Consider the following 19,990-nt stretch of genomic DNA (forward strand, 5'->3'; position numbering starts at 1 on the left):
AATGACCATCGAACAGGCAAATCAGTATTTTGCCGCCCTGCCGGACGGTTTTGCCTCCACCGAACAGCTGCGCGCCGCGTTCACCGCGCCGGTGCAGAAGGTGCAGTTCGTGGGCGTGGCAGGCACGGCAGGCAAGACCGTGACGGCCCGCCTGCTGGCGGCCATCCTGCACGCACAGGGGATCCATGCCGGCCTGTACCATGCCGGGTGCCGCCCGCTGTCGGAGCGCATCTGCATCGATGATGCCCCGGTGGACGAGGGCCTGCTGGCTCTGACTGCGGATGCCCTTTCCGCAGCCGAAGCCCTGCCGCAGGATGCAGCGGAGCTGGCCGCTGCGGCCAACTGCTTTGGCGCAGCGGGCTGCACGCTGGCCGTGGTGGAACTGCCGGATGCGGGCCTTGCGGAAGCGCTGCCCGGCATGCCGGTGTGCGCCGTCACCTCGGTCGGCCCGGACGGTGTGAGCCGCTCGGTGGAGCGCCTTGCGGCTCTGGCAGCAGGTGTCATGCGCAAGGAAAGCATCTGCGTCACCGCGCCGGAGCAGCCCAAGTCTGTGCTCAGCGAGCTGATCGTGGCCGCAGGCAAGTGCGGCTGTGAGCTGGTGGTGCCGGACCCGGAGGATATCACCTTTCTGGAGGCAGAAAAGTTTGCCAGCAAGGTGGACTACGGCGGATATACCGTGCCGCTGGCTTTTCTGGGCCGTCATGCGGCGGGCAGCGCTGCCATGGCTGTGGAGCTTTCGCTGGCGCTGTGCCGCAAGGGCTTTGATATTACCGACGATGCCATTCTGGAAGGTCTGGCTGCGGTGGAGAACCGCAGCAGCATCCGGGTCATCTCGCAGCGCCCACTCATCATTCTGGATGCCTGCCGCACCCCGCAGCAGGCAGCAGCCTTGCTGCGGGTGCTCAACATGGCCAAGGTGCGCCATATGAGCGCCATCATCGGTCTGGCAGAGGAGGAGGGAGCCGAAGCGTTCTTCTCCGCACTGGAGACCGGCCTGACCCCTGAGGAGCAGAAAAAGGATAAGTCCACCATGCCCGGCATGAGTGAGAACCCCTTTGATAAGGTGTATCTTGTCACCCCGGCAGGCGGCGATGACGAGATGACGGCCCGTTTGACCGAAAAGGCAAAATATCATTTTGATGCCGAGATGTGCACCAGCATTGCCGAAGCAGTGGAGCTGGCTCATGCCAACACCCGCCGCGGCCTGCTGGTCTGCGGCGGCGAAGCTGCCGCGCTGGAAGCGGCTGAACTGCTGGTGAACAACTGAGCCGACACGCTTCCCTAAAAAATAAACGAAAGATCCCGTACACTGAAACCATGTGTACGGGATCTTTTTATTTTTGGCAAAGGAGATGGACAAACCATGGCAACGGTAAGCTTCAGCCCGGCGGGCGATGTGCTTTATGCCTACCTTGCGGGCGAGATCGATCACGATGCGGCGCAGAGCCTGCGCATCCAGCTGGATGATGCACTGGTCAGCCGTGCCCCGCAGACCATGATCCTGGATTTTGGCGGGGTCGGATTTATGGATTCATCTGGTGTAGGGCTGATCCTGGGGCGGCAGCGCATTGCCCGCACACTGGGCACGGCACTGCGGGTGCAGCACACACCGTCCCAGCTGGCAAAGGTGCTGCAGCTGGCGCGCATCCCCTGCACGGATGCAGGACAGAAGGAGGAATAAACCATGAAAGCGGAAAACACAACAAAGATCCAGTTCGATTCCCTCAGTGTGAACGAAAGCTACGCCCGGGGCGCAGCGGCGGCCTTTCTTGCCCGGTACGACCCCACCGTGCCGCAGCTGGCCGATATCAAAACGGCAGTGTCTGAGGCGGTGACCAACTGCATCGTCCATGCCTACCCGGACCACATCGGGCCGGTGGCCATGAGCATTGCAGTCTATCCCGGGCGGGAGGTGCACATCACGGTGGCAGATAAGGGCATCGGCATCCCGGATATCCCGCAGGCCATGGAACCGCTGTTCACCACCGGAAACCCGGAGGAACGCTCCGGGCTGGGCTTTGCGGTGATGCAGAGCTTTATGGATAAGGTCAAGGTCATCTCAAAGCCCGGCAAGGGTACAAAGGTGCTGCTCATCAAGCGTCTGGCCCAGAGAGAATGATACATAACAGGAAAGGCAGGCAGGAGCATGGTATCGGATAAGACCCGGCGGGACGCATTCATTGAGCAGAATCTGGGGCTGGTGCACGCCTGCGCCGGGCGCTTCCGCGGGCGGGGCATAGAGTACGATGACCTGTACAGTGCCGGATGCATGGGACTTGTAAAAGCCTGCGATAATTTTGATGAGAGCCGCGGCGTATGCTTTTCTACCTATGCAGTTCCGGTAATTTTAGGCGAGATCAAAAAGCTGTTCCGGGACAGCGGCACAGTCAAGGTGAGCCGCTCCTTAAAAGAATTGGGGATGCGCGTACAGGCGGCACGGGAGCATCACATGAAAGTGTGCGGTACGGAGCCGACCCTTTCTCAGCTGGCGGAAGAATTGAATGAACCTACAGAGAACATCACACTTGCCATTCAGGCGGCACAGCCCGCCATGAGCCTGACCCCGGAAAATGAAGAAGAGGACCGGCAGATGGATATTCCAGTAGAATCCCCGGAAGAAGCATTGGCAGAACGTATCAGTCTGGAAGAGGTGCTTCACGCTTTGCCGGAACAGGACAGGCAATTGATCCGCCTGCGGTTTTATGGCAACAAGACCCAGAGTGAAACTGCAAAGGTGCTGCATACCACACAGGTGCAGATCTCCCGGCGGGAACGCAAGATACTGGTGCAGCTGCGCCGCCGACTTTTAGAAGATTAGATGTCATACTTTCCAGATTAAAAGGAAAAAACTGGGCAAAAAGCCAAAAGCCAGATTTTTGCGAAAAATATGAAGAAAATGCTTGCTTTTTGCAAAAGGCTGTGCTAAAATACATTACTGTCAGGCGGACGTCCAACAGAATGAAACACTTCAGAAGGAACGTCCTAACGTGAAGAATCGATGAGCTTCGACAAGAAACTCAAAAATAATTCAAAAAAGTGCTTGACAGCTTATCACGAAAGTGATAAAATAAATAAGCTTTCAGCCGCAAGGCTGAGGCGCACAGGACCTTGAAAATTGAACAATATCGAAAAACTTGTAAGGAACCTTTTAAGTGTTTGGAAAAACACTAAAAACAATTCCAAAAGTAATTCACACAGGACGCAAGCGATTGCGTGCTGAGCGAACAAGATTTAACACTTTAGAAGTGATAAATATCATTTATAAAGAGTTTGATCCTGGCTCAGGACGAACGCTGGCGGCGCGCCTAACACATGCAAGTCGAACGAGCGAGAGAGAGCTTGCTTTCTCGAGCGAGTGGCGAACGGGTGAGTAACGCGTGAGGAACCTGCCTCAAAGAGGGGGACAACAGTTGGAAACGACTGCTAATACCGCATAAGCCCACGGGTCGGCATCGACCAGAGGGAAAAGGAGCAATCCGCTTTGAGATGGCCTCGCGTCCGATTAGCTAGTTGGTGAGGTAACGGCCCACCAAGGCGACGATCGGTAGCCGGACTGAGAGGTTGAACGGCCACATTGGGACTGAGACACGGCCCAGACTCCTACGGGAGGCAGCAGTGGGGAATATTGCACAATGGGGGAAACCCTGATGCAGCGACGCCGCGTGGAGGAAGAAGGTCTTCGGATTGTAAACTCCTGTTGTTGGGGAAGATAATGACGGTACCCAACAAGGAAGTGACGGCTAACTACGTGCCAGCAGCCGCGGTAAAACGTAGGTCACAAGCGTTGTCCGGAATTACTGGGTGTAAAGGGAGCGCAGGCGGGAAGACAAGTTGGAAGTGAAATCTATGGGCTCAACCCATAAACTGCTTTCAAAACTGTTTTTCTTGAGTAGTGCAGAGGTAGGCGGAATTCCCGGTGTAGCGGTGGAATGCGTAGATATCGGGAGGAACACCAGTGGCGAAGGCGGCCTACTGGGCACCAACTGACGCTGAGGCTCGAAAGTGTGGGTAGCAAACAGGATTAGATACCCTGGTAGTCCACACCGTAAACGATGATTACTAGGTGTTGGAGGATTGACCCCTTCAGTGCCGCAGTTAACACAATAAGTAATCCACCTGGGGAGTACGACCGCAAGGTTGAAACTCAAAGGAATTGACGGGGGCCCGCACAAGCAGTGGAGTATGTGGTTTAATTCGACGCAACGCGAAGAACCTTACCAAGTCTTGACATCCCTTGACGATGCTGGAAACAGTATTTCTCTTCGGAGCAAGGAGACAGGTGGTGCATGGTTGTCGTCAGCTCGTGTCGTGAGATGTTGGGTTAAGTCCCGCAACGAGCGCAACCCTTATGGTCAGTTACTACGCAAGAGGACTCTGGCCAGACTGCCGTTGACAAAACGGAGGAAGGTGGGGATGACGTCAAATCATCATGCCCTTTATGACTTGGGCTACACACGTACTACAATGGCGTTAAACAAAGAGAAGCAAGACCGCGAGGTGGAGCAAAACTCAGAAACAACGTCCCAGTTCGGACTGCAGGCTGCAACTCGCCTGCACGAAGTCGGAATTGCTAGTAATCGTGGATCAGCATGCCACGGTGAATACGTTCCCGGGCCTTGTACACACCGCCCGTCACACCATGAGAGCCGGGGGGACCCGAAGTCGGTAGTCTAACCGCAAGGAGGACGCCGCCGAAGGTAAAACTGGTGATTGGGGTGAAGTCGTAACAAGGTAGCCGTAGGAGAACCTGCGGCTGGATCACCTCCTTTCTAAGGAGTCAGGCAAGGACAGGACATCAAAAGATGGACAGTCCTTGGACAGGTAACAAACGAGAAGAGTAGATATTGTTCGATTTTGAGGGCCCTGAAAAGGGAACTCAATTCCTAATGTGGGGGTTTAGCTCAGCTGGGAGAGCACCTGCTTTGCAAGCAGGGGGTCAAGGGTTCGATTCCCTTAATCTCCACCACATGGGCCAATAGCTCAGCTGGCTAGAGCACACGACTGATAATCGTGAGGTCGATGGTTCGAGTCCATTTTGGCCCACCATGTGATGTTTCTCAAAGTTCCGGGAGACCGGGCTTTGAGAAACATCACCAAGACGTACCTTGAAAACTGAATAATAACTGCGAAACAAAGATTATAGTAAGTTCTTTTTTAAGAAATATTACAATTTCAAAAGGAAGGGTAACAATAATCTTCGTTGGCAAGAGAGAATCAAGAGGATACCAAATGTTCTTGAAAGAACGTTTGAAAGGTCAAGCGAACAAGGGCGCAGGGCGAATGCCTTGGCACTGGGAGCCGATGAAAGACGTGATAAGCTGCGATAAGCTTCGGGGAGCTGCAAATAAGCATTGATCCGGAGATTTCTGAATGAGGAAACTCACCTGGGTTCATACTCAGGTACGTTATACTGAACTTCAAAATAGGTATATCGAGGGAACCGCCTGAACTGAAACATCTAAGTAGGGCGAGGAAGAGACATCAAACGAGATTCCGTAAGTAGTGGCGAGCGAACGCGGAAGAGGGCAAACCGAGAGTAGAAATACTTTCGGGGTACGGAGCGCATTTAGGACTTAAGTTGTTAACCGAACGGCATGGGAAGGCCGGTCAGAGAGTGTGAGAACCACGTAGGTGAAAACGACAAGAGCCGAGCGAATTCCAGAGTACGGCCAGACACGTGAAACCTGGTCGGAATACGGGGGGACCACCCTCCAACCCTAAATACTACCCAGTGACCGATAGCGTATAGTACTGTGAAGGAAAGGTGAAAAGCACCCCGGGAGGGGAGTGAAAAAGAACCTGAAACCCTGTGCCTACAAGCACCTAGAGCGCGTCAATGCGTGATAGGGTACTTTTTGTAGAACGGTCCGGCGAGCGATTGTATGCAGCAAGGTTAAGGACTTAAGGTCTGGAGCCGAAGCGAAAGCGAGTTTGAAAAGGGCGTTAAGTTGCATATAATGGGCCCGAAACCGGGTGACCTACCCATGGTCAGGTTGAAGTGGAAGTAAAATTCCATGGAGGACCGAACCGACCTCCGTTGAAAAGGCGGCGGATGAACTGTGGGTAGCGGAGAAATTCCAATCGAACCCGGAGATAGCTGGTTCTCCCCGAAATAGTTTTAGGACTAGCCTCAAGTTAGATACCTGGAGGTAAAGCACTGAATAGCCTAGCGGCCGAGAGGTTAGCGAAGCTTATCAAACTCAGAATGCCAGAGTATTGATGCTTGGGAGTCAGACAGTGTCAGATAAATGTCATTGTCAAAAGGGAAACAGCCCAGATCTACAGCTAAGGTCCCAAAGTCAGGTTAAGTGGAAAACGATGTGAAGATACGCAGACAACCAGGATGTTGGCTCAGAAGCAGCCACTCATTCAAAGAGTGCGTAATAGCTCACTGGTCGAGCGTCTTTGCGCGGAGAATTTAACAGGGCTAAACCTGACACCGAAGCTTAGGCAGCATGTTTACATGCTGGGTAGGGGAGCGTTGTATACGCGGTGAAACAGTAGCGCAAGCGGCTGTGGAGTGTATAGAAGTGAGAATGCCGGAATGAGTAGCGCGAATGCAGTGAGAATCTGCATGGCCGAAAGCCTCAGGTTTCTGGAGGAAGGTTCGTCCGCTCCAGGTTAGTCGGGAGCTAAGGTGAGGCCTAACGGCGTAGCCGATGCACAGACGGTAGAGATTCCGTCACCACCAAAAGAGTTAAACACAGGGACACATATGAAGTCTCGGAGCCGGGTGTTGGTTCCGGTAGCGATCGAGGGAAGTTAGTACCGAAGTCCGGGATGGAAGATGGCGAGAAAAGCTGTGTGTATTTCTGCGGTGCCCGTACCGCAAACCGACACAGGTAGGTAGGAAGAAGATTCTAAGGCCAACGGGAGAAGGGTTGTTAAGGAACTCGGCAAATTGACCCCGTAACTTCGGGAGAAGGGGTGCTGCAGCAATGCAGCCGCAGAGAATCGGCCCAAGCAACTGTTTACCAAAAACACAGGTTTGTGCTAAATCGAAAGATGACGTATACGAGCTGACGCCTGCCCGGTGCTGGAAGGTTAAGAGGAGATGTGCAAGCATTGAATCGAAGCCCCAGTGAACGGCGGCCGTAACTATAACGGTCCTAAGGTAGCGAAATTCCTTGTCAGGTAAGTTCTGACCCGCATGAAAGGCGTAATGATTTGGGCACTGTCTCAACAGCCCGCCCGGCGAAATTGTAGTACCGGTGAAGATGCCGGTTACCCGCGACAAGACGGAAAGACCCCATGGAGCTTTACTGTAGCCTAATATTGGGTTTCGATGTTGCATGCACAGGATAGATGGGACACTAGGAAGCAGGTGCTTTGGCGTTTGTGGAGTGGCCGTTGGGATACCATCCTTGCGATATTGGAATTCTAACCTGCGCCTTTGAATCAAGGCGGGGGACATTGTTAGGTGGGCAGTTTGACTGGGGCGGTCGCCTCCTAAAGAGTAACGGAGGCGTTCAAAGGTTCGCTCAGCTTGAACGGAAATCAAGCAAAAGAGTGCAAACGCAGAAGCGAGCCTAACTGCGAGACTGACGGGTCGAGCAGTAACGAAAGTTGGAGTTAGTGATCCGGTGGTATGTGAGTGGAAATGCCATCGCTCAACGGATAAAAGTTACCCTGGGGATAACAGGCTGATCTCCCCCAAGAGTCCACATCGACGGGGAGGTTTGGCACCTCGATGTCGGCTCATCGCATCCTGGGGCTGTATTCGGTCCCAAGGGTTTGGCTGTTCGCCAATTAAAGCGGTACGCGAGCTGGGTTCAGAACGTCGTGAGACAGTTCGGTCCCTATCTGTCGTGGGCGCAGGATATTTGATGGGAGCTGTTCCTAGTACGAGAGGACCGGAGCGGACGTACCTCTGGCGCACCAGTTGTTCTGCCAAGAGCATAGCTGGGCAACTATGTACGGATCGGATAAACGCTGAAAGCATCTAAGCGTGAAGCCGACCCAAAGATAAGATATCCCATTGTTTCAAACAAGTAAGACCCCTTGAAGACTACAAGGTTGATAGGCACGATGTGTAAGTGGAGCGATCCATTCAGCAAGCGTGTACTAATAGGTCGAGGGCTTGACCACAATTCGCTTGAGACTCTGAGAGTCAACGAAAAAATGTGAGCAGTGATTATTCAGTTTTGAAGGCACGTCCTTCTAAGAAACACTGGACAAAGTACAACAAACATGTTATACTAGGCCAGTCAGATCGGTCGGTGTCGATGACGGTGAGGTTCCACCTGTTCCCATTCCGAACACAGAAGTTAAGCTCACTTGTGCCGAAGATAGTTCGCTGGAAACGGCGCGTGAAAATAGGTAGTCGCCGACTTTTATATGGCCCGTTGGTCAAGCGGTTAAGACAGAGGCCTCTCACGCCTTTAACATCGGTTCGATTCCGGTACGGGTCATATTTGCACCTCTAGCTCAGTTGGTAGAGCAACTGACTCTTAATCAGTGGGCCCAGGGTTCGAGTCCCTGGAGGTGCACCAGATATTGAACGTCAAATCGTAAGATTTGACGTTCTTTTTTGTTATGTAACCCCGAAAAATCGGGGTTTGCACGGTCAATGCACGGTTTTTGCACGGTCGGCGTTTTCGTGGGAATCCTCTGCATGGGCTGGAATTGCTTTGAAATGCGTGGTAAATTTTGCATCAGGTCAGCAGAGCCAGACGGAGCTGCGCCTTTACTTCGGGGTCTGCGTCCTTCAGAAGTTCCAGCAGAGCGGTCATGGAGATGGTCGGTTCGCCTGCGGCGGGTACAGCCTGCGGGCTGGGGCTTTCCTGTTTAGCATAGAACCCTTCCTCAAATTTCCTGCCCAGTTCTACACGAGAGGACTGCTGGATATGAGCGTAGGTGTTCACCAGCATATCCGCCGTGGCGTGCCCTGTGGTGCCCTGAACGGCTTTCACATCGCCGCCGGAGATCATCAGTTGATAGGTGGCACTGGAATGCCGCAAACCGTGGAACACAATGCGGGGGAATTCCGGGTGGGCATCCTGCCATTTGAGGAACTTCTTGCGGATCAGCACCGGCTCCACTGCCAGACCATTGGGTAGACGGAACAGCATTCCGCTATCATGGTAGCGTGCCGGGTCTTTCATCTCGTCTGCCGCCAACTGATTCAGCCACTTCTTCAATTCCTCTTTCAGTGCAGAGGTCATGAAGATGGTACGGCAGGAGGATGCGGTTTTGGTGCTTTTCAGGATGAGGGAAGTGGTGCTGCGCTCCAGCTTGTCCGGGAATATCTTGATGATGCAGCCATCGTCCACTTGGTTCAGGGATTCTTTTCGCACCCGCTGCATGGACTTGTTGATACGGAAGGTTCCGATGCCATCTGCTGCGTCAAAATCGAGATCTTCCGGGGTCAGACCTACGATCTCGCCCTCTCGCAGTGCGCCCACCAGTGTGAGGTGGACTGCCAGATGCAGGATGGGGTCCTCCATGCTGTCCAGAGCCGCCCTCATTTCCTCTACCGTCCAGATGGTGCGCTCCTGCGTAGACTTCTTGGGGCTGTCCACGGGAACAGGGCTTTTGACAAGGATGCCCCACTCTACGGCATACTGGAAGGCAGTGCCCAGCAGCCGGTGCACCTCATGGATCGTTGTGCCGGAAAGGAAACGCTGCTTCTGCTTTTCGGTCAGTTTCTGCTTCTTGCCCTCGATATACGAACCACAGGGCGTTTTGCTCAGGGTCGTGTAGAGGTTCTCCATGTGGTAGGGCTTGAGCTTCTGCATCTCCATGCTACCGATATAGGGGATAATGAGATTCTGAATGGTGGAAAGGTTGGATTCGTAGGTTTTGGGTGCCCACTTGTGCTTGCTGCACTGTTTCGGCAGCCAGTCCATCAGGAACTCTGCCACCGTTACCGAGGACGGGATCAGGAAAGTGCCAGCGGCCAGTTCATGCTCGATTTGCTTTTTTCGGTTCGTTGCCTCCTCTTTTGTGGGAAAGCTCTCCCATTTGTCGCAGCTCTTGCCGTGCTCATCTTCGTAGGTGTAGCGGACGCTGTAAGAGTTGCCGCGCTTCGTAATATATGCCATACTGTTTGCCTCCTTATCAAGCTGCCCGGTAGAGCCACGCATCGAAGCTGTCCTTCGGCACACGGATGCTTCCGCCTACTCGCAGGACACGGAATTCGGTGGTGCTGTTGCACAGATTGTAAGCAGAGCGCAGGCTGATGGCCAGCATTCGTGCGATCTCTTCCACCGTGTACACCAGTTTCGTGGTTGCCGGGCTGTCAGTCGGAGACTTGACGGCATTGGTTTGAGTGACCACTTCCATTGTAGTGGGATTCGAGTCCTTTTGCAAGAACTTTTTCGTATAATCGGAAGATTGCACAGGGACGGTCATAGAATTACGGTCAAAATCCATAAGCATTGCTCCTTATATTGTCATATCATCTAAAAATTCAGCTTAAAGTTCTACATCTTGCCCACGCTTACGGTTTTGCTGCGGCACATTCATGGTGTGCTCCTGCTTGGGGGCAAGAATCTTTTCCAGAAAGCCACGCACCAGTTCGGGCGCACGGTGGAGAGCATCCAGATAGGGTTTCACGTCGTACCACAGGTCGTGGTACTTGTTGCTCCAACGAACGGCCTCTTTCTTGGCGGTGGAAAGTTCTTCTTTCAGGCGGCGGTTCTCCACATCCATCATATAGCCGTGGTCGGCTTGCTTTTTCAGCTTGGAAAACTCTTCTTCGGTCAGCGAATAGTTGCCGAGAAAGGTGCGCTTACCAATATAATCCAGATCGCGCGCATGAATGAGGGCTTCTTTTGTGAGCGCGACCTTTTTCTGCACAGCGGCAAGTTCCTTTTCGGTCTTGGAGAGGGTTTTGTTGGTTTGGGTGAGGTGCTGCTCTTTCTGGTCAATCTGGGCGGTCAGAGTGTCCAGTCGCTCCTGCTCCCGCTGGACTTTGAACTGGGTGACGGTCAGGTGTTCTTCAGTGCTGCCACGCTCACCGCGCTCTACATCCGTATACCCGGCGTTGCGCATATAGTGGAAGAAATCGTTTTGCAGGACACTGTACGACTTCTTCAGGACTGGCTTGCCGTTCTTTTGCAGCACAGGCTTTCCGGCATCGTCCAGCAGGGGCTTGGATGCCCACTTCTTGCTCCGGCTGACCTGCATGACGGTCTCCTTGACTGTTCCGACCAGTGCCTTGTCCTTGCAGCGTTTCGACCACAGGATCTGCTTTTCCACCACAGGTACATAGACCACATGGAGGTGGTAGTGGTAAACTTCGCGGCCTAGTGCTTCGGTCATGGCACGGTTGATCTCATCGGCGTGCATGACTGCCGAGAGGATATACTGCTCACCGCCCACGATTTGAACGGCAGCTTGGTAGGCATCCTCATAGAACTGCTTGGCGAACTCGTAGCCGCCGTGGTTGTCAAAGTAGGCCGAGTTGACATCAAAGACAAGTTCGCAGTAGTGGGTGGCATCCGGCTTCAGGCCGCGCGTGGAAATGGTTCCAGCGGCTTCCAGTTGGGCGAACAGGTCGGTGTAGCTGGCGGTTGGCTTCTTGAAGTGGACGTTCCATGCAGCGCGCTGGGGGATAATATCGGGGTTCCGATAGCTGTCCTTTTCACGCTCATTGTGCTGCTGAGTGTTGCCAACGGCCTTGTCCGAAACGGCGAGATTTCGGACACTGGTGCGGTCAATACCATCATTTCTTGCCAAAGGGCATCCCTCCTTTCAAGGTTCATCGAGAGGTGACGGGGAACGGAGATGCACTTCCGAGGAAGTGTAATAACCCACTATGACACTTTCATCCCTGCGGTCTGCAAAGTGTAGTGGGCTCTTCGAGGACTCTCCGAGGGGGAACGTCTCCTGCGGGAGAGCTACGATCAAGTTCGCACAATGCGAACTTGATCGCTCCGTACGCATCTGAAAAAATTGCGTACGGACTTCAAATAACCTGTACGGCTCGTACGACGTACGGAAATCCGAAATATAAACGATAATTCGTTTTAATTTGTTTCAATTCGCCGTACAGATGCGTACAAGTACATACCGTACAGGTTGTACGAACTTCTTCCGTGAAAAAATGCACTTTTTACGGGCAGGGGTGGACAAGCGGCTCGATGCCCACAAAGCCCCGCACCCTGCGGCCACCGGGCAGGGCGATGTTATGTACTGCACCAGAGTACCCCAAAGTGGGAACTCTGGTGTTTTTTGCTTCCTGCCTGAATATACGGAAAATTTTGCAGGAAAGGCGCAAAAGCGGCAGAACTGCAACGGAAAAAGAAAAATGCCCTCACTGGTTGCAGGACTGCAACAGCAAGGGCGGAGAGGTAACCGTATATTGAACAAAACGGCAGAGCGTATTATAATGAGGAAAAAGATCAAAAAGGAGGGCCGACCACATGGCACAGGAATATCTGCCCGCACCATCCAACGTCCGTCTTGCGGACTTGATGAAAGAGCACAACATAAGCCAACCGGAGCTTGCCAAGGAGATCGGCTGCTCCAAAAGCACCATCAGCCGCTTCATCAGCGGCGCAAAAGGGACTCTGACCCATGAGCAGGTGCTGAAGATCGCAAGGCTGTTCAACGTGTCCACGGATTTTTTGCTTGGAGAAACCAACATCCCCGACCGCAAGAACTACGACATTGCCGAACTTGGCCTGTCCGTAGAAGCCGCAAAGAACCTCTACACAGGGCGTGTCAATACAGAGGTGGTCAATCTGCTGCTGGAAAACGCCCGCTTTGCAGAGCTTACTTACCGCATAGCGCAGTATTTTGACGATACTTTTGCATCCGGCATCGCAGCACAGAATGCCATGCTCACGACATTGAGCACCCTGCTGCGTACAAGGGTCAAGACCCCGGAAGCAGCCAAAGCCGCAAAGGACATCAGCCTTCGGAGAAAGCCCGTATATCAAGGCGACCTTGATGACATTGAGATGTATTTCATGGCGGCAATCAAGGAAATCAAAAAGGGTATCGGGAGCCATTATGCCGAACAGGAAGCCATGAGCAAGAAAGTGGCAGAAAAAATGTTTACAGAACTGACCAAAGGGCAGGATGTGCAGCACCCAACGATTACGGCAGAGCAGTTGACGGATGCAATGTTGGACAGCGTTTCGGGCATGGAGGGAGCTACGCCGGAGGCACTGGAACAGCTGCGGAACGGCCTGTTGGGAATCTTGCAGTCTGCCGCAGAGCAGGAAAACGCCCATGAAGCAGACGAATGAACGGCTTTGTGCGCTGGCACAGAAAGCCGATGCTGCCGCGCTGGACAGCCTGATCGACAACAACAAGTCCTTTATTGGCAAGGTGGCAAATGACCTTTTCCGCAGCATGAATCTGGCACAGTCCGGCCTGAACCTTGACACGGACGATTTGAAACAGGCGGGCAATCTGGGCTTATGGAATGCTGTGCCAAAGTTCGATGCAGCGCGCGGCATGAAGTTCCTGACCTATGCGGCTCCTGCCATCCGCAACGCCATGATGGACATGGTGCGGGATGCCTTTGCCGCTTTTGAGCAGCGGATGGTAACGGAGGACAAGGACGGCGTCTGCTACCAGCGCGTTTCGCTGGACGATGTTCTGCCGGGAGAGGAACAACTGCGGCGCATTGAAGCCATAGCCGACCCCTACGCCATGCAGCCGCAGAGTATTATGGAAGAGCAGGAATCGCGCCGGGAACTGTACGATGGCCTGAAACGGCTGACCCAACGGGAGCAGACCTATCTGCTGTACCGCTATGGCTTTACCGATGGCGAGGAACATCCGCTGATCGGCACGGCGATATACTTTCGCCTGACAAAAGGCCGCGCCAAAAAGACCGAGGAACAGACCATGGATAACCTGTGGCTGGAACTGCCGTGGTGGTTTGATTGAATGAAAAGAAAAATCGTGATTGTGCTACAAGTTTTCTGGAAATTTATGTGCAGCTATACGATTTTGAAAAATTTTGTGGACAAACGAAATAAAATAGGCTTGAAGTTCGTTGTTTAAACAGAAAAGTTAATAATTATGGTATGATAAAATGCGATAACAAATAAATCGACAAAAATAGATTGAATAAAGGAGAAGAATGCTATGAAAAAAGTAATTTACCTGTTTGTGCTATGCATGGTTTTGGGGTTAGCTGGATGTGGGCAATCTCAGGAAAATAAAGAATCATCGACTGAAAGCACTTCAGTACAAGTAGAAAACAAAAATGTTAGTGATATAGTATCAAACGAGCATTTAACCAATAATGATACTGCGAATTTTCAAATGCCAGAGGAAGTCTATTATAGTAATGATTTTGATGAAATTCTGAATATCACTAAAGAAGATGATGGCACATATAGGATCGAGTATAGCGTTACCCATTTGCTTTATGTCGAAAACGCGATTGGAACTTACGATTCTGAAACAGGGATTCTTAGCTTTAGCGGCAAAGACGACAGAGGAAATGATATAAAAGCAGAAATTGAAAATAAGGGAGATCATCTGGAAGTCACAGTAACTCAGAGCAACTATGAAGATATTATCGGGACGAAGCAGGAATTTTTTCAAGCAGAGGAGTAAGAACAAATAGGCGACAAAAGTTGTGGAAAAACTTGATAACTATTAACAAACCGATAGCCCTCTATTTGCAATGATCGCAAGTAGAGGGCTGTTGGTCTGTTTGGAATATTCTAATTAAAGGTCAATCTTCTAATCTGCCATGGTCGCGGCCGAGCGAGAGATAATGTTCAATCTCACCACCCAGTACAAGCTGGGCGTACTCCAATGGTTTATTGTAGAGCAGCCAGTCCAGTTCTGCCCGCTGTGCCGGGGTGTTGCCGTACTCGTCCTCAATGGCAATGCAGTCGATGGCAACAGCAGAGCCGTCCGCAAACTGGGCTTCCACCCGGTTGGTGTCCATATTGTAGTGGCAAGAAAGCAGTTTGTTCATAGTCGTGTCCTCCATGACTTGATTTTGATGTTCGGCCACTCAAACCAATGCCGTCAAGCCGGTGGGGGATAGAGCGATTTTATTTGTCGGGGAGTAAGTGCACGGTTTCTGCACGGATTTTGCACGGTTTCAAAACGTGCAGAAGGTGCTTTTCGTTGCAAAATCCGACAAAGGGTGCAGAAATTACTGGGTGAAAAATCACGTTGTCTTGATTAAAAATAACGATGACTCGAAACTTCCATAAATTGAGACGAACCGGCGGCTTGCTCTCTTAATCAGTGGGCCCAGGGTTCGAGTCCCTGGAGGTGCACCACAACAACAAAATCCGAACTTTTTTCCAATAGGAGAAGGGTTCGGATTTTTTGTATTCTTTGGAAAACAGAACGAATCCCTTGCTTCCATCGAAAAACGTCCTAGACCTTATCATAAGAAAGCACGACAGACCACTGTGAGAGTGCCGTAAGGCGGAAAGGACACAAACATGAAGTACGATGAAAGAGCCTGCAAATTCAACATGGACACCGGCTGCGTGGAACTGCTGCTCCGGGATGGGAGAATGATCTCCATTGACTGCACCGGGATCGAGGATGCACTGGATGTGACCATTGCACAGAGGTCAGAACTGGACTACCTTATCTATAACGACCCGCTGAGTTATGCCGATTTGATTTTGAATGGTGACCCGGAGGAATATTTGAAGAATGTGGCCGGGAGCCATGGGTTAGAAGATTAAGGGCAAAACAAAAAACAGGGTGCGTCCCTGAATAGGACGCACCCTGCCAAAAGCCACAGACAATAGCGATATGTACAACAGGGAGTTCCCCAGAGCAGAGTTCCCATAAAACAGTATTTGCAAAAGTTCCCTAAATGGGGAAGATTTGGCGTGACTTCGGTCACGCCTTTTCTTTTGCTTCCAGTTCATCCAGAGGGATGTACCCCAGCCCGTCGTACTTGATATGGATGTGCTGCACCCGCTTTCCGCTGGACTTATCCGGGGCATCTACATAGATAGCCGACACCAGTTCACGGAGAGCATAGGGAGTGAGTTCTTCAATATGAACGTACTTGTGCGCTTTCTGGACGAATTTTTCAATATTCTCGATTTGCTGTTCCTGTACTTCGATTTCCTGTTGGATAGAGAGGGATTCCTCTTCCAGCTGCTTCTGTTCGGCATCGTAGCTCTGGCTCATCATGTCGAAGCGGTCATCGCTCAGCTTTCCATTGGCGTTGTCCTCGTAGATTTTCATGAACAGCCGTTTGAGGTCTACAATCCGCTTCTCATTCCGGGCAAGCTGCTTCTTCAGGACGGTCAGCTTTTCGCTGCTTTCCACACGAAGCTGCTCCTCCATGACCTTGCGGAAGTAGTTTTCATGACGGAGAATGTAGTCCGTCACCCGCTGAACATGACTCAGCACACGTCCTTCCAGAACCTTTACCCGGATGAAATGTCCCTTGCACTTGCTCCCGTTCTTCTTGTGCAGAGAGCAATCAAAGAAGTCTTGACTGAAGTCCCTGTTATTGGACGAACCATATTGCATCTTGGAACCGCAGTCAGCGCAGTAGACCATACCGGAGAAAATGCTGCTCTTGCCTGTTCGGGTCATACGGTGACGCTGGCTGCGAATCTCCTGAACCTTTTCAAACACATCATCGTCAATAATGCGCTCATGTGTATCCGGGAAGATAGCCTGATTTTCCACAGGATTCAGATGTCTCTTTTTATCCCAGATAGAGTTAGTATAGGTCTTGAAGTTGACTGTGCAGCCAGTGTACTCCCGGCGTTCCAGAATCAAACTTACTGCTCTTTTATCCCAGCGATAAGGGTCTTCCGGGGCAGGTGCGTTTGTGCTCCGGCCATGGCTCAACTTGTAGGCGGTAGGAGTCAGAACTTTATCTGCCCACAGTTGGTTCGCAATTTGGGTCGGCCCACGTCCCTCCATGCACATGGAGAAGATGCGCTTCACAATCGCAGCCGCTTCCGGGTCAACAAGCCAATGTTTCGGGTTCTCCGGGTCTTTCACATAGCCGTACGGCACATTGACCGTCAGCGGTACTCCACGCTCTCCCTTGGCCTTCTGAACAGCCCGAATCTTGCGGCTGGTATCGCGAGCGTAAAACTCGTTGAACCAGTTCTTAATGCCCGCAAAATCGTTGTTTACGCTGTTCGGGTCAATGGTGTCGTAGTTGTCGTTAATGGCAATGTAGCGAACGCCATACTGGGGAAAGGTGAAGTTGGTGTACAGACCTGTCAAGGCAGAATTACGCCCCAGTCGGGACAGGTCTTTCGTAATAACGATTCCTACACGTCCTGCTTCGATCTCGGCCAGCATACTCTGAAAGCCGGGACGGTCATAGTTCGTGCCGGAGTAGCCATCATCCACAAAGAATACCGGGTTCGGGAAGTGGTTCTTTTTGGCGTATTCCAGAAGGATGGCCTTCTGGTTCTCAATGGACAGGCTTTCGCCGAGCCGTGCGTCCTCTTGCGACAGCCGGCAGTAAAGTGCGGTGATCTTATTCGTTGCTCCAGACATTGTTGTGTCCTCCTTACTCTGTGGAGCAACTGTCAGTACAGGATTGGTTACCGGGTCAAGTATAGCAGAATTGGGCGCAGTTGTCATTCGTCTGCACCCTCATCTTCAAATTTTTTGCTGGGCGTTCTTGGCAACAATGCGCTCCAGCTTCTTCAAAAAGGATTCCTTGCCCTCATAGCTGCCGGTCACGGTGTAGGTGGTGTGACCGACTTTCTCCGTGGTGGTCAGTTCCGGAATCCAGAAAGCGGACAGGTTCTTGACATGGAGGTTGCCGTTCTCGTCCACATAAGAGCCGTGTTTCTTCTGCTCTTCGGTCAAGGGCTTCCGCTTGAAGTAGATTTCATTTTCGGAGATGCTCACAGTCTCGCTGGTCTGCTCTTTCGGGGCATCGTCATACAGCTGGGCGAAAAATGCCAGTGCATCTTCGGGTGAGTCTTCCTCCATGAGTTGCTCGAAAACTCGCTGTTCCTCTGCCGAGAGGTTGTTCCATGCGGCTTCCAACTCCTGCTCGTTGGCTGCGTTGACAAAGGCTTCGATCTCTTTTTTCATGGTGCATCCTCCTTTGGCTGCGGAAAGCGTTTTTTCAAAAAATATGGGTTTTCGTGAGAGCAAGAATCGTCCCGTGGCCACAAATTTTCAATACTCGAAAATTTCCTGTCCCCTTTGGGACAGCTTCTTGTTGGGGCGTGCCTGCCCCAAACCCTGCTAGGTGATTTCATTCTTGGTGGTTGCTATATTGCTTATATGCCTTTTCAAATCCTGATTTGTTATATATGATAAATTTATAACATTCTCCATCTTTCATGGAAATTGCTGCAACAGGAACGACCATCTGACTCCATGAAAGCTCCCTTATCTCGTTCATGGGTAATACAAGGTTGCGATACAGTGGACTGACTGTGAGCTTTTGAGTTGAATATGTAATGCTCTGTTCATCAATGTACAAACCACCGCCAATGATTCCATTACGGCATAAGCTACACACAAAAGTTTTTCCCATAATATTACCGCCTCCTATTAGTTGATGGTTGGTTAAGTTGAGTATATCATATTGATTTCCAGAAGAACACCCCTATATAGGAGATTTTAGCCGTTTTACTGCGTACGTGCGTACGAGAGATTGGTACGCACGTACGCAGCGATTTGCCCGAAGCGCACCCTATATAGCCGTTTCCCCCTCGGAGAGCCCACTACACTTTGCAGACCGCAGGGCTGAAAGCGTCATAGTGGGTTATTACACTTCCGCAGAAGTGCCTTTTCCTCGCCGCAGACAGCCCGGTGCACCTTTGTGAGAGCTTTCTGTCCGGCGAATCCACATCGCCCACAGGCGATGTGAGCAGGGATTCCAAAGGGGCGCAGCACCCTTGGCACACGACTTTGGTACAAAGTCTAGTGTGTTACACCTTTCCAGAGGTGTATACGTTCCTGAAATGCAAAAAGCCCCATACCCAACACCTTAACGGTGCGGACATGGGACTTGATGCTTCCTCGGCCTAGCCGGGTACTCCGTAACCAATCCTGACAGGCAGTTGCCGTGTCATTTTTCGAAAACTGTTTTACGGATACCCAGCAGTCGGGAACGCTCTGCTTTTCTTTGCTGGGGGCATGATGAGCCTGCTCCGCCTGCCATGCAGCAAACTCCCGCTGGCCTTCCTCACTGTTCCAGCAGGCAAGGATGGCCGGGTAGAATGCTCGTGCCAGACGGTCAATGACTTCATCAGGGTAAGGGGAAGTGTTTGTGGACTTTTTCTTTTTGTTCAAACGCACGCTCCTTTGATCGTCCCACCGCAGCAAAGCCGGGCGAGAAAATCAAAGTTCCATTTTTATCAGGCGCAAGGGCGCAGAAGTTTTCTGCCCTGCACTTGCGGCTGGTGGCTCGTTGATGTCTTACAAGTGCCTGTCGTTATGCGACTTTTTCGTCGTTCAGCAGTTCTTCAAACTGTGCCATATACGCCTTATGCTGTTTCAGAATCTTCGTGATTTCCACTTTCACATAGGCATCATCAGGCACCTTGGGGAGATACTTCATCAGGAAATCAACATCCTGCTGGATTCGCCGGACGGCAGCTTCCAGTGCAGAATAGTTGATTCCGTAGATGCGTTTCTGCGGAGCAGAGCGGTCCTCCGGGTGCAGAATCTCGTGCACGATCTGCTTGCGGTTCGGAAAATCTGCCCTGGCAAGACGGTGCATATCGGCATCACGGACTTTGAACTGCCCGGACAGGATCTTCTCTTTCGTACCGGGCATCATTTAGGAGTTTGCAAGTGAGTTCCAGTGACGCTTTTTCCTCCGCTGTCACACGGAACTTGATGATGTGCGTTTTGTTGTTCGGCGTGTCGTGGTGCTGAAAATTGCTAGGAATCGGTTGAACATTCGTTTTGGTCATTGTACCTCCTGTCTGTTCGATAACTCCTCGGTGAAGCTATGTAAGCACGACACGCCGTTGCTGTTCGCACCGTCAGGTGCGAACCATGAGCAGGGTTTGGGGGTGGGACCGCGTTTGCGAAGCGCAGCGCAGCAATGAAAGCCCCAGTGGGGCTTTTAAGCGGCAGCGCGGTCTGC

Annotated in this window: 17 protein-coding genes, 4 tRNA genes, 3 rRNA genes and 1 pseudogene; 15 read left to right on the forward strand and 10 right to left on the reverse strand. The window is 51.9% G+C overall.

Features of this window, described 5'->3' with window-relative positions; translation table 11 throughout:
• The first annotated feature begins 1 nt into the window (after window position 1).
• From MTP41_RS11875 to MTP41_RS11925, 11 genes are all read left to right on the forward strand, one after another.
• Window positions 2–1,267, forward strand: coding sequence for a folylpolyglutamate synthase (locus MTP41_RS11875; RefSeq protein ID WP_154261145.1), 1,266 nt, complete (start codon window positions 2–4; stop codon window positions 1,265–1,267).
• Between the two features lie 96 nt (window positions 1,268–1,363).
• Complete coding sequence (locus MTP41_RS11880) at window positions 1,364–1,681, forward strand: STAS domain-containing protein (protein ID WP_097773870.1); 318 nt, start codon at window positions 1,364–1,366, stop codon at window positions 1,679–1,681.
• A gap of 3 nt (window positions 1,682–1,684) precedes the next feature.
• Window positions 1,685–2,119 (forward strand): anti-sigma F factor, encoded by a 435-nt coding sequence (spoIIAB, locus tag MTP41_RS11885; RefSeq protein WP_005945484.1) that lies wholly within the window; start codon window positions 1,685–1,687, stop codon window positions 2,117–2,119.
• Window positions 2,120–2,146: 27 nt separating this feature from the next.
• A complete protein-coding gene (locus MTP41_RS11890) occupies window positions 2,147–2,818 on the forward strand; it encodes a sigma-70 family RNA polymerase sigma factor (RefSeq protein WP_097776626.1) in 672 nt (223 codons plus the stop codon).
• A gap of 440 nt (window positions 2,819–3,258) precedes the next feature.
• Window positions 3,259–4,769 (forward strand): 16S ribosomal RNA (locus MTP41_RS11895).
• 121 nt (window positions 4,770–4,890) lie between these two features.
• Window positions 4,891–4,966 (forward strand) — tRNA-Ala (locus tag MTP41_RS11900).
• A gap of 3 nt (window positions 4,967–4,969) precedes the next feature.
• Window positions 4,970–5,046, forward strand: a tRNA-Ile gene (locus tag MTP41_RS11905).
• Between the two features lie 207 nt (window positions 5,047–5,253).
• Window positions 5,254–8,088, forward strand: a 23S ribosomal RNA gene (locus MTP41_RS11910).
• A 127-nt stretch (window positions 8,089–8,215) separates the two neighbouring features.
• Window positions 8,216–8,332 (forward strand): 5S ribosomal RNA (gene rrf / locus MTP41_RS11915).
• The 16S, 23S and 5S rRNA genes sit together here with 4 tRNA genes alongside, the layout of an rRNA operon.
• Window positions 8,333–8,339: 7 nt before the next feature.
• Window positions 8,340–8,411 (forward strand) — tRNA-Glu (locus MTP41_RS11920).
• Window positions 8,412–8,416: 5 nt separating this feature from the next.
• Window positions 8,417–8,492 (forward strand) — tRNA-Lys (locus MTP41_RS11925).
• Window positions 8,493–8,654: 162 nt separating this feature from the next.
• On the opposite strand, the gene MTP41_RS11930 is transcribed toward MTP41_RS11925, so the two are convergent.
• From MTP41_RS11930 to MTP41_RS11940, 3 genes are read right to left on the reverse strand one after another with little or no spacing between them, the layout of a single operon-like run.
• Window positions 8,655–10,043 (reverse strand): site-specific integrase, encoded by a 1,389-nt coding sequence (locus tag MTP41_RS11930; protein WP_249235582.1) that lies wholly within the window; start codon window positions 10,041–10,043, stop codon window positions 8,655–8,657.
• Between the two features lie 16 nt (window positions 10,044–10,059).
• Window positions 10,060–10,374 carry a helix-turn-helix domain-containing protein gene (locus MTP41_RS11935; protein ID WP_097783233.1) on the reverse strand — a complete coding sequence of 105 codons (315 nt, stop codon included), beginning with the start codon at window positions 10,372–10,374 and terminating at the stop codon, window positions 10,060–10,062.
• A 42-nt stretch (window positions 10,375–10,416) separates the two neighbouring features.
• Complete coding sequence (locus MTP41_RS11940; protein WP_249235583.1) at window positions 10,417–11,682, reverse strand: plasmid recombination protein; 1,266 nt, start codon at window positions 11,680–11,682, stop codon at window positions 10,417–10,419.
• A gap of 686 nt (window positions 11,683–12,368) precedes the next feature.
• Here MTP41_RS11940 and MTP41_RS11945 point away from each other — a divergent pair.
• From MTP41_RS11945 to MTP41_RS11955, 3 genes are all read left to right on the forward strand, one after another.
• Complete coding sequence (locus tag MTP41_RS11945; protein ID WP_249235584.1) at window positions 12,369–13,199, forward strand: helix-turn-helix domain-containing protein; 831 nt, start codon at window positions 12,369–12,371, stop codon at window positions 13,197–13,199.
• On the forward strand, window positions 13,183–13,848 hold the full coding sequence (locus MTP41_RS11950; protein WP_249235585.1) for a sigma-70 family RNA polymerase sigma factor: 666 nt from the start codon (window positions 13,183–13,185) through the stop codon (window positions 13,846–13,848). Before MTP41_RS11945 ends, MTP41_RS11950 begins: the two co-directional genes overlap by 17 nt.
• A gap of 201 nt (window positions 13,849–14,049) precedes the next feature.
• The gene (locus MTP41_RS11955) at window positions 14,050–14,526 is read left to right on the forward strand and encodes a hypothetical protein (RefSeq protein WP_249235586.1); all 477 of its coding nucleotides are present in this window, start codon (window positions 14,050–14,052) and stop codon (window positions 14,524–14,526) included.
• 121 nt (window positions 14,527–14,647) lie between these two features.
• Here the strand turns inward: MTP41_RS11955 and MTP41_RS11960 are convergent, their stop codons facing one another.
• Window positions 14,648–14,896, reverse strand: coding sequence for a DUF6061 family protein (locus MTP41_RS11960; protein ID WP_097778996.1), 249 nt, complete (start codon window positions 14,894–14,896; stop codon window positions 14,648–14,650).
• A 481-nt stretch (window positions 14,897–15,377) separates the two neighbouring features.
• Between MTP41_RS11960 and MTP41_RS11965 the strand changes: the two genes are divergently transcribed.
• Window positions 15,378–15,629, forward strand: a complete 252-nt coding sequence (locus tag MTP41_RS11965) for a DUF6061 family protein (protein WP_249235587.1) — start codon at window positions 15,378–15,380, stop codon at window positions 15,627–15,629.
• Between the two features lie 160 nt (window positions 15,630–15,789).
• Here MTP41_RS11965 and MTP41_RS11970 read toward each other — a convergent pair whose 3' ends face one another.
• The 6 genes and pseudogenes from MTP41_RS11970 to MTP41_RS15645 all read right to left on the reverse strand — a co-directional run.
• The gene (locus MTP41_RS11970) at window positions 15,790–17,514 is read right to left on the reverse strand and encodes a recombinase family protein (protein WP_442900304.1); all 1,725 of its coding nucleotides are present in this window, start codon (window positions 17,512–17,514) and stop codon (window positions 15,790–15,792) included.
• An 18-nt stretch (window positions 17,515–17,532) separates the two neighbouring features.
• Window positions 17,533–17,976, reverse strand: a complete 444-nt coding sequence (locus tag MTP41_RS11975; RefSeq protein ID WP_249235589.1) for a hypothetical protein — start codon at window positions 17,974–17,976, stop codon at window positions 17,533–17,535.
• Between the two features lie 166 nt (window positions 17,977–18,142).
• Complete coding sequence (locus MTP41_RS11980) at window positions 18,143–18,427, reverse strand: hypothetical protein (RefSeq protein WP_015538118.1); 285 nt, start codon at window positions 18,425–18,427, stop codon at window positions 18,143–18,145.
• A 389-nt stretch (window positions 18,428–18,816) separates the two neighbouring features.
• Window positions 18,817–19,194, reverse strand: coding sequence for a hypothetical protein (locus MTP41_RS11985; RefSeq protein WP_249235590.1), 378 nt, complete (start codon window positions 19,192–19,194; stop codon window positions 18,817–18,819).
• Window positions 19,195–19,330: 136 nt separating this feature from the next.
• Window positions 19,331–19,678: a hypothetical protein gene (locus MTP41_RS11990; protein WP_242959400.1), complete on the reverse strand. Its 348-nt coding sequence runs from the start codon at window positions 19,676–19,678 to the stop codon at window positions 19,331–19,333.
• Window positions 19,677–19,814, reverse strand: a pseudogene (locus tag MTP41_RS15645) (plasmid mobilization protein); the annotation flags it as partial. The gene MTP41_RS11990 and the pseudogene MTP41_RS15645, both read right to left, overlap by 2 nt.
• Window positions 19,815–19,990: the final 176 nt, after the last annotated feature.

This window comes from Faecalibacterium sp. I4-3-84 (genome assembly GCF_023347255.1).
GTDB classification, from domain to species: Bacteria; Bacillota; Clostridia; order Oscillospirales; family Ruminococcaceae; genus Faecalibacterium; species Faecalibacterium taiwanense.

Excerpts from the sequence above, each read along its gene's own strand:
- MTP41_RS11875 (WP_154261145.1), top strand. The coding sequence starts at position 2 with ATGACCATCGAACAGGCAAATCAGTATTTTGCCGCCCTGCCGGACGGT.
- MTP41_RS11880 (WP_097773870.1), top strand. The coding sequence starts at position 1,364 with ATGGCAACGGTAAGCTTCAGCCCGGCGGGCGATGTGCTTTATGCCTAC.
- spoIIAB (WP_005945484.1), top strand. The coding sequence starts at position 1,685 with ATGAAAGCGGAAAACACAACAAAGATCCAGTTCGATTCCCTCAGTGTG.
- MTP41_RS11890 (WP_097776626.1), top strand. The coding sequence starts at position 2,147 with ATGGTATCGGATAAGACCCGGCGGGACGCATTCATTGAGCAGAATCTG.
- MTP41_RS11930 (WP_249235582.1), bottom strand. The coding sequence starts at position 10,043 with ATGGCATATATTACGAAGCGCGGCAACTCTTACAGCGTCCGCTACACC.
- MTP41_RS11935 (WP_097783233.1), bottom strand. The coding sequence starts at position 10,374 with ATGGATTTTGACCGTAATTCTATGACCGTCCCTGTGCAATCTTCCGAT.
- MTP41_RS11945 (WP_249235584.1), top strand. The coding sequence starts at position 12,369 with ATGGCACAGGAATATCTGCCCGCACCATCCAACGTCCGTCTTGCGGAC.
- MTP41_RS11950 (WP_249235585.1), top strand. The coding sequence starts at position 13,183 with ATGAAGCAGACGAATGAACGGCTTTGTGCGCTGGCACAGAAAGCCGAT.
- MTP41_RS11955 (WP_249235586.1), top strand. The coding sequence starts at position 14,050 with ATGAAAAAAGTAATTTACCTGTTTGTGCTATGCATGGTTTTGGGGTTA.
- MTP41_RS11960 (WP_097778996.1), bottom strand. The coding sequence starts at position 14,896 with ATGAACAAACTGCTTTCTTGCCACTACAATATGGACACCAACCGGGTG.
- MTP41_RS11965 (WP_249235587.1), top strand. The coding sequence starts at position 15,378 with ATGAAGTACGATGAAAGAGCCTGCAAATTCAACATGGACACCGGCTGC.
- MTP41_RS11970 (WP_442900304.1), bottom strand. The coding sequence starts at position 17,514 with ATGACAACTGCGCCCAATTCTGCTATACTTGACCCGGTAACCAATCCT.
- MTP41_RS11975 (WP_249235589.1), bottom strand. The coding sequence starts at position 17,976 with ATGAAAAAAGAGATCGAAGCCTTTGTCAACGCAGCCAACGAGCAGGAG.
- MTP41_RS11980 (WP_015538118.1), bottom strand. The coding sequence starts at position 18,427 with ATGGGAAAAACTTTTGTGTGTAGCTTATGCCGTAATGGAATCATTGGC.
- MTP41_RS11990 (WP_242959400.1), bottom strand. The coding sequence starts at position 19,678 with ATGATGCCCGGTACGAAAGAGAAGATCCTGTCCGGGCAGTTCAAAGTC.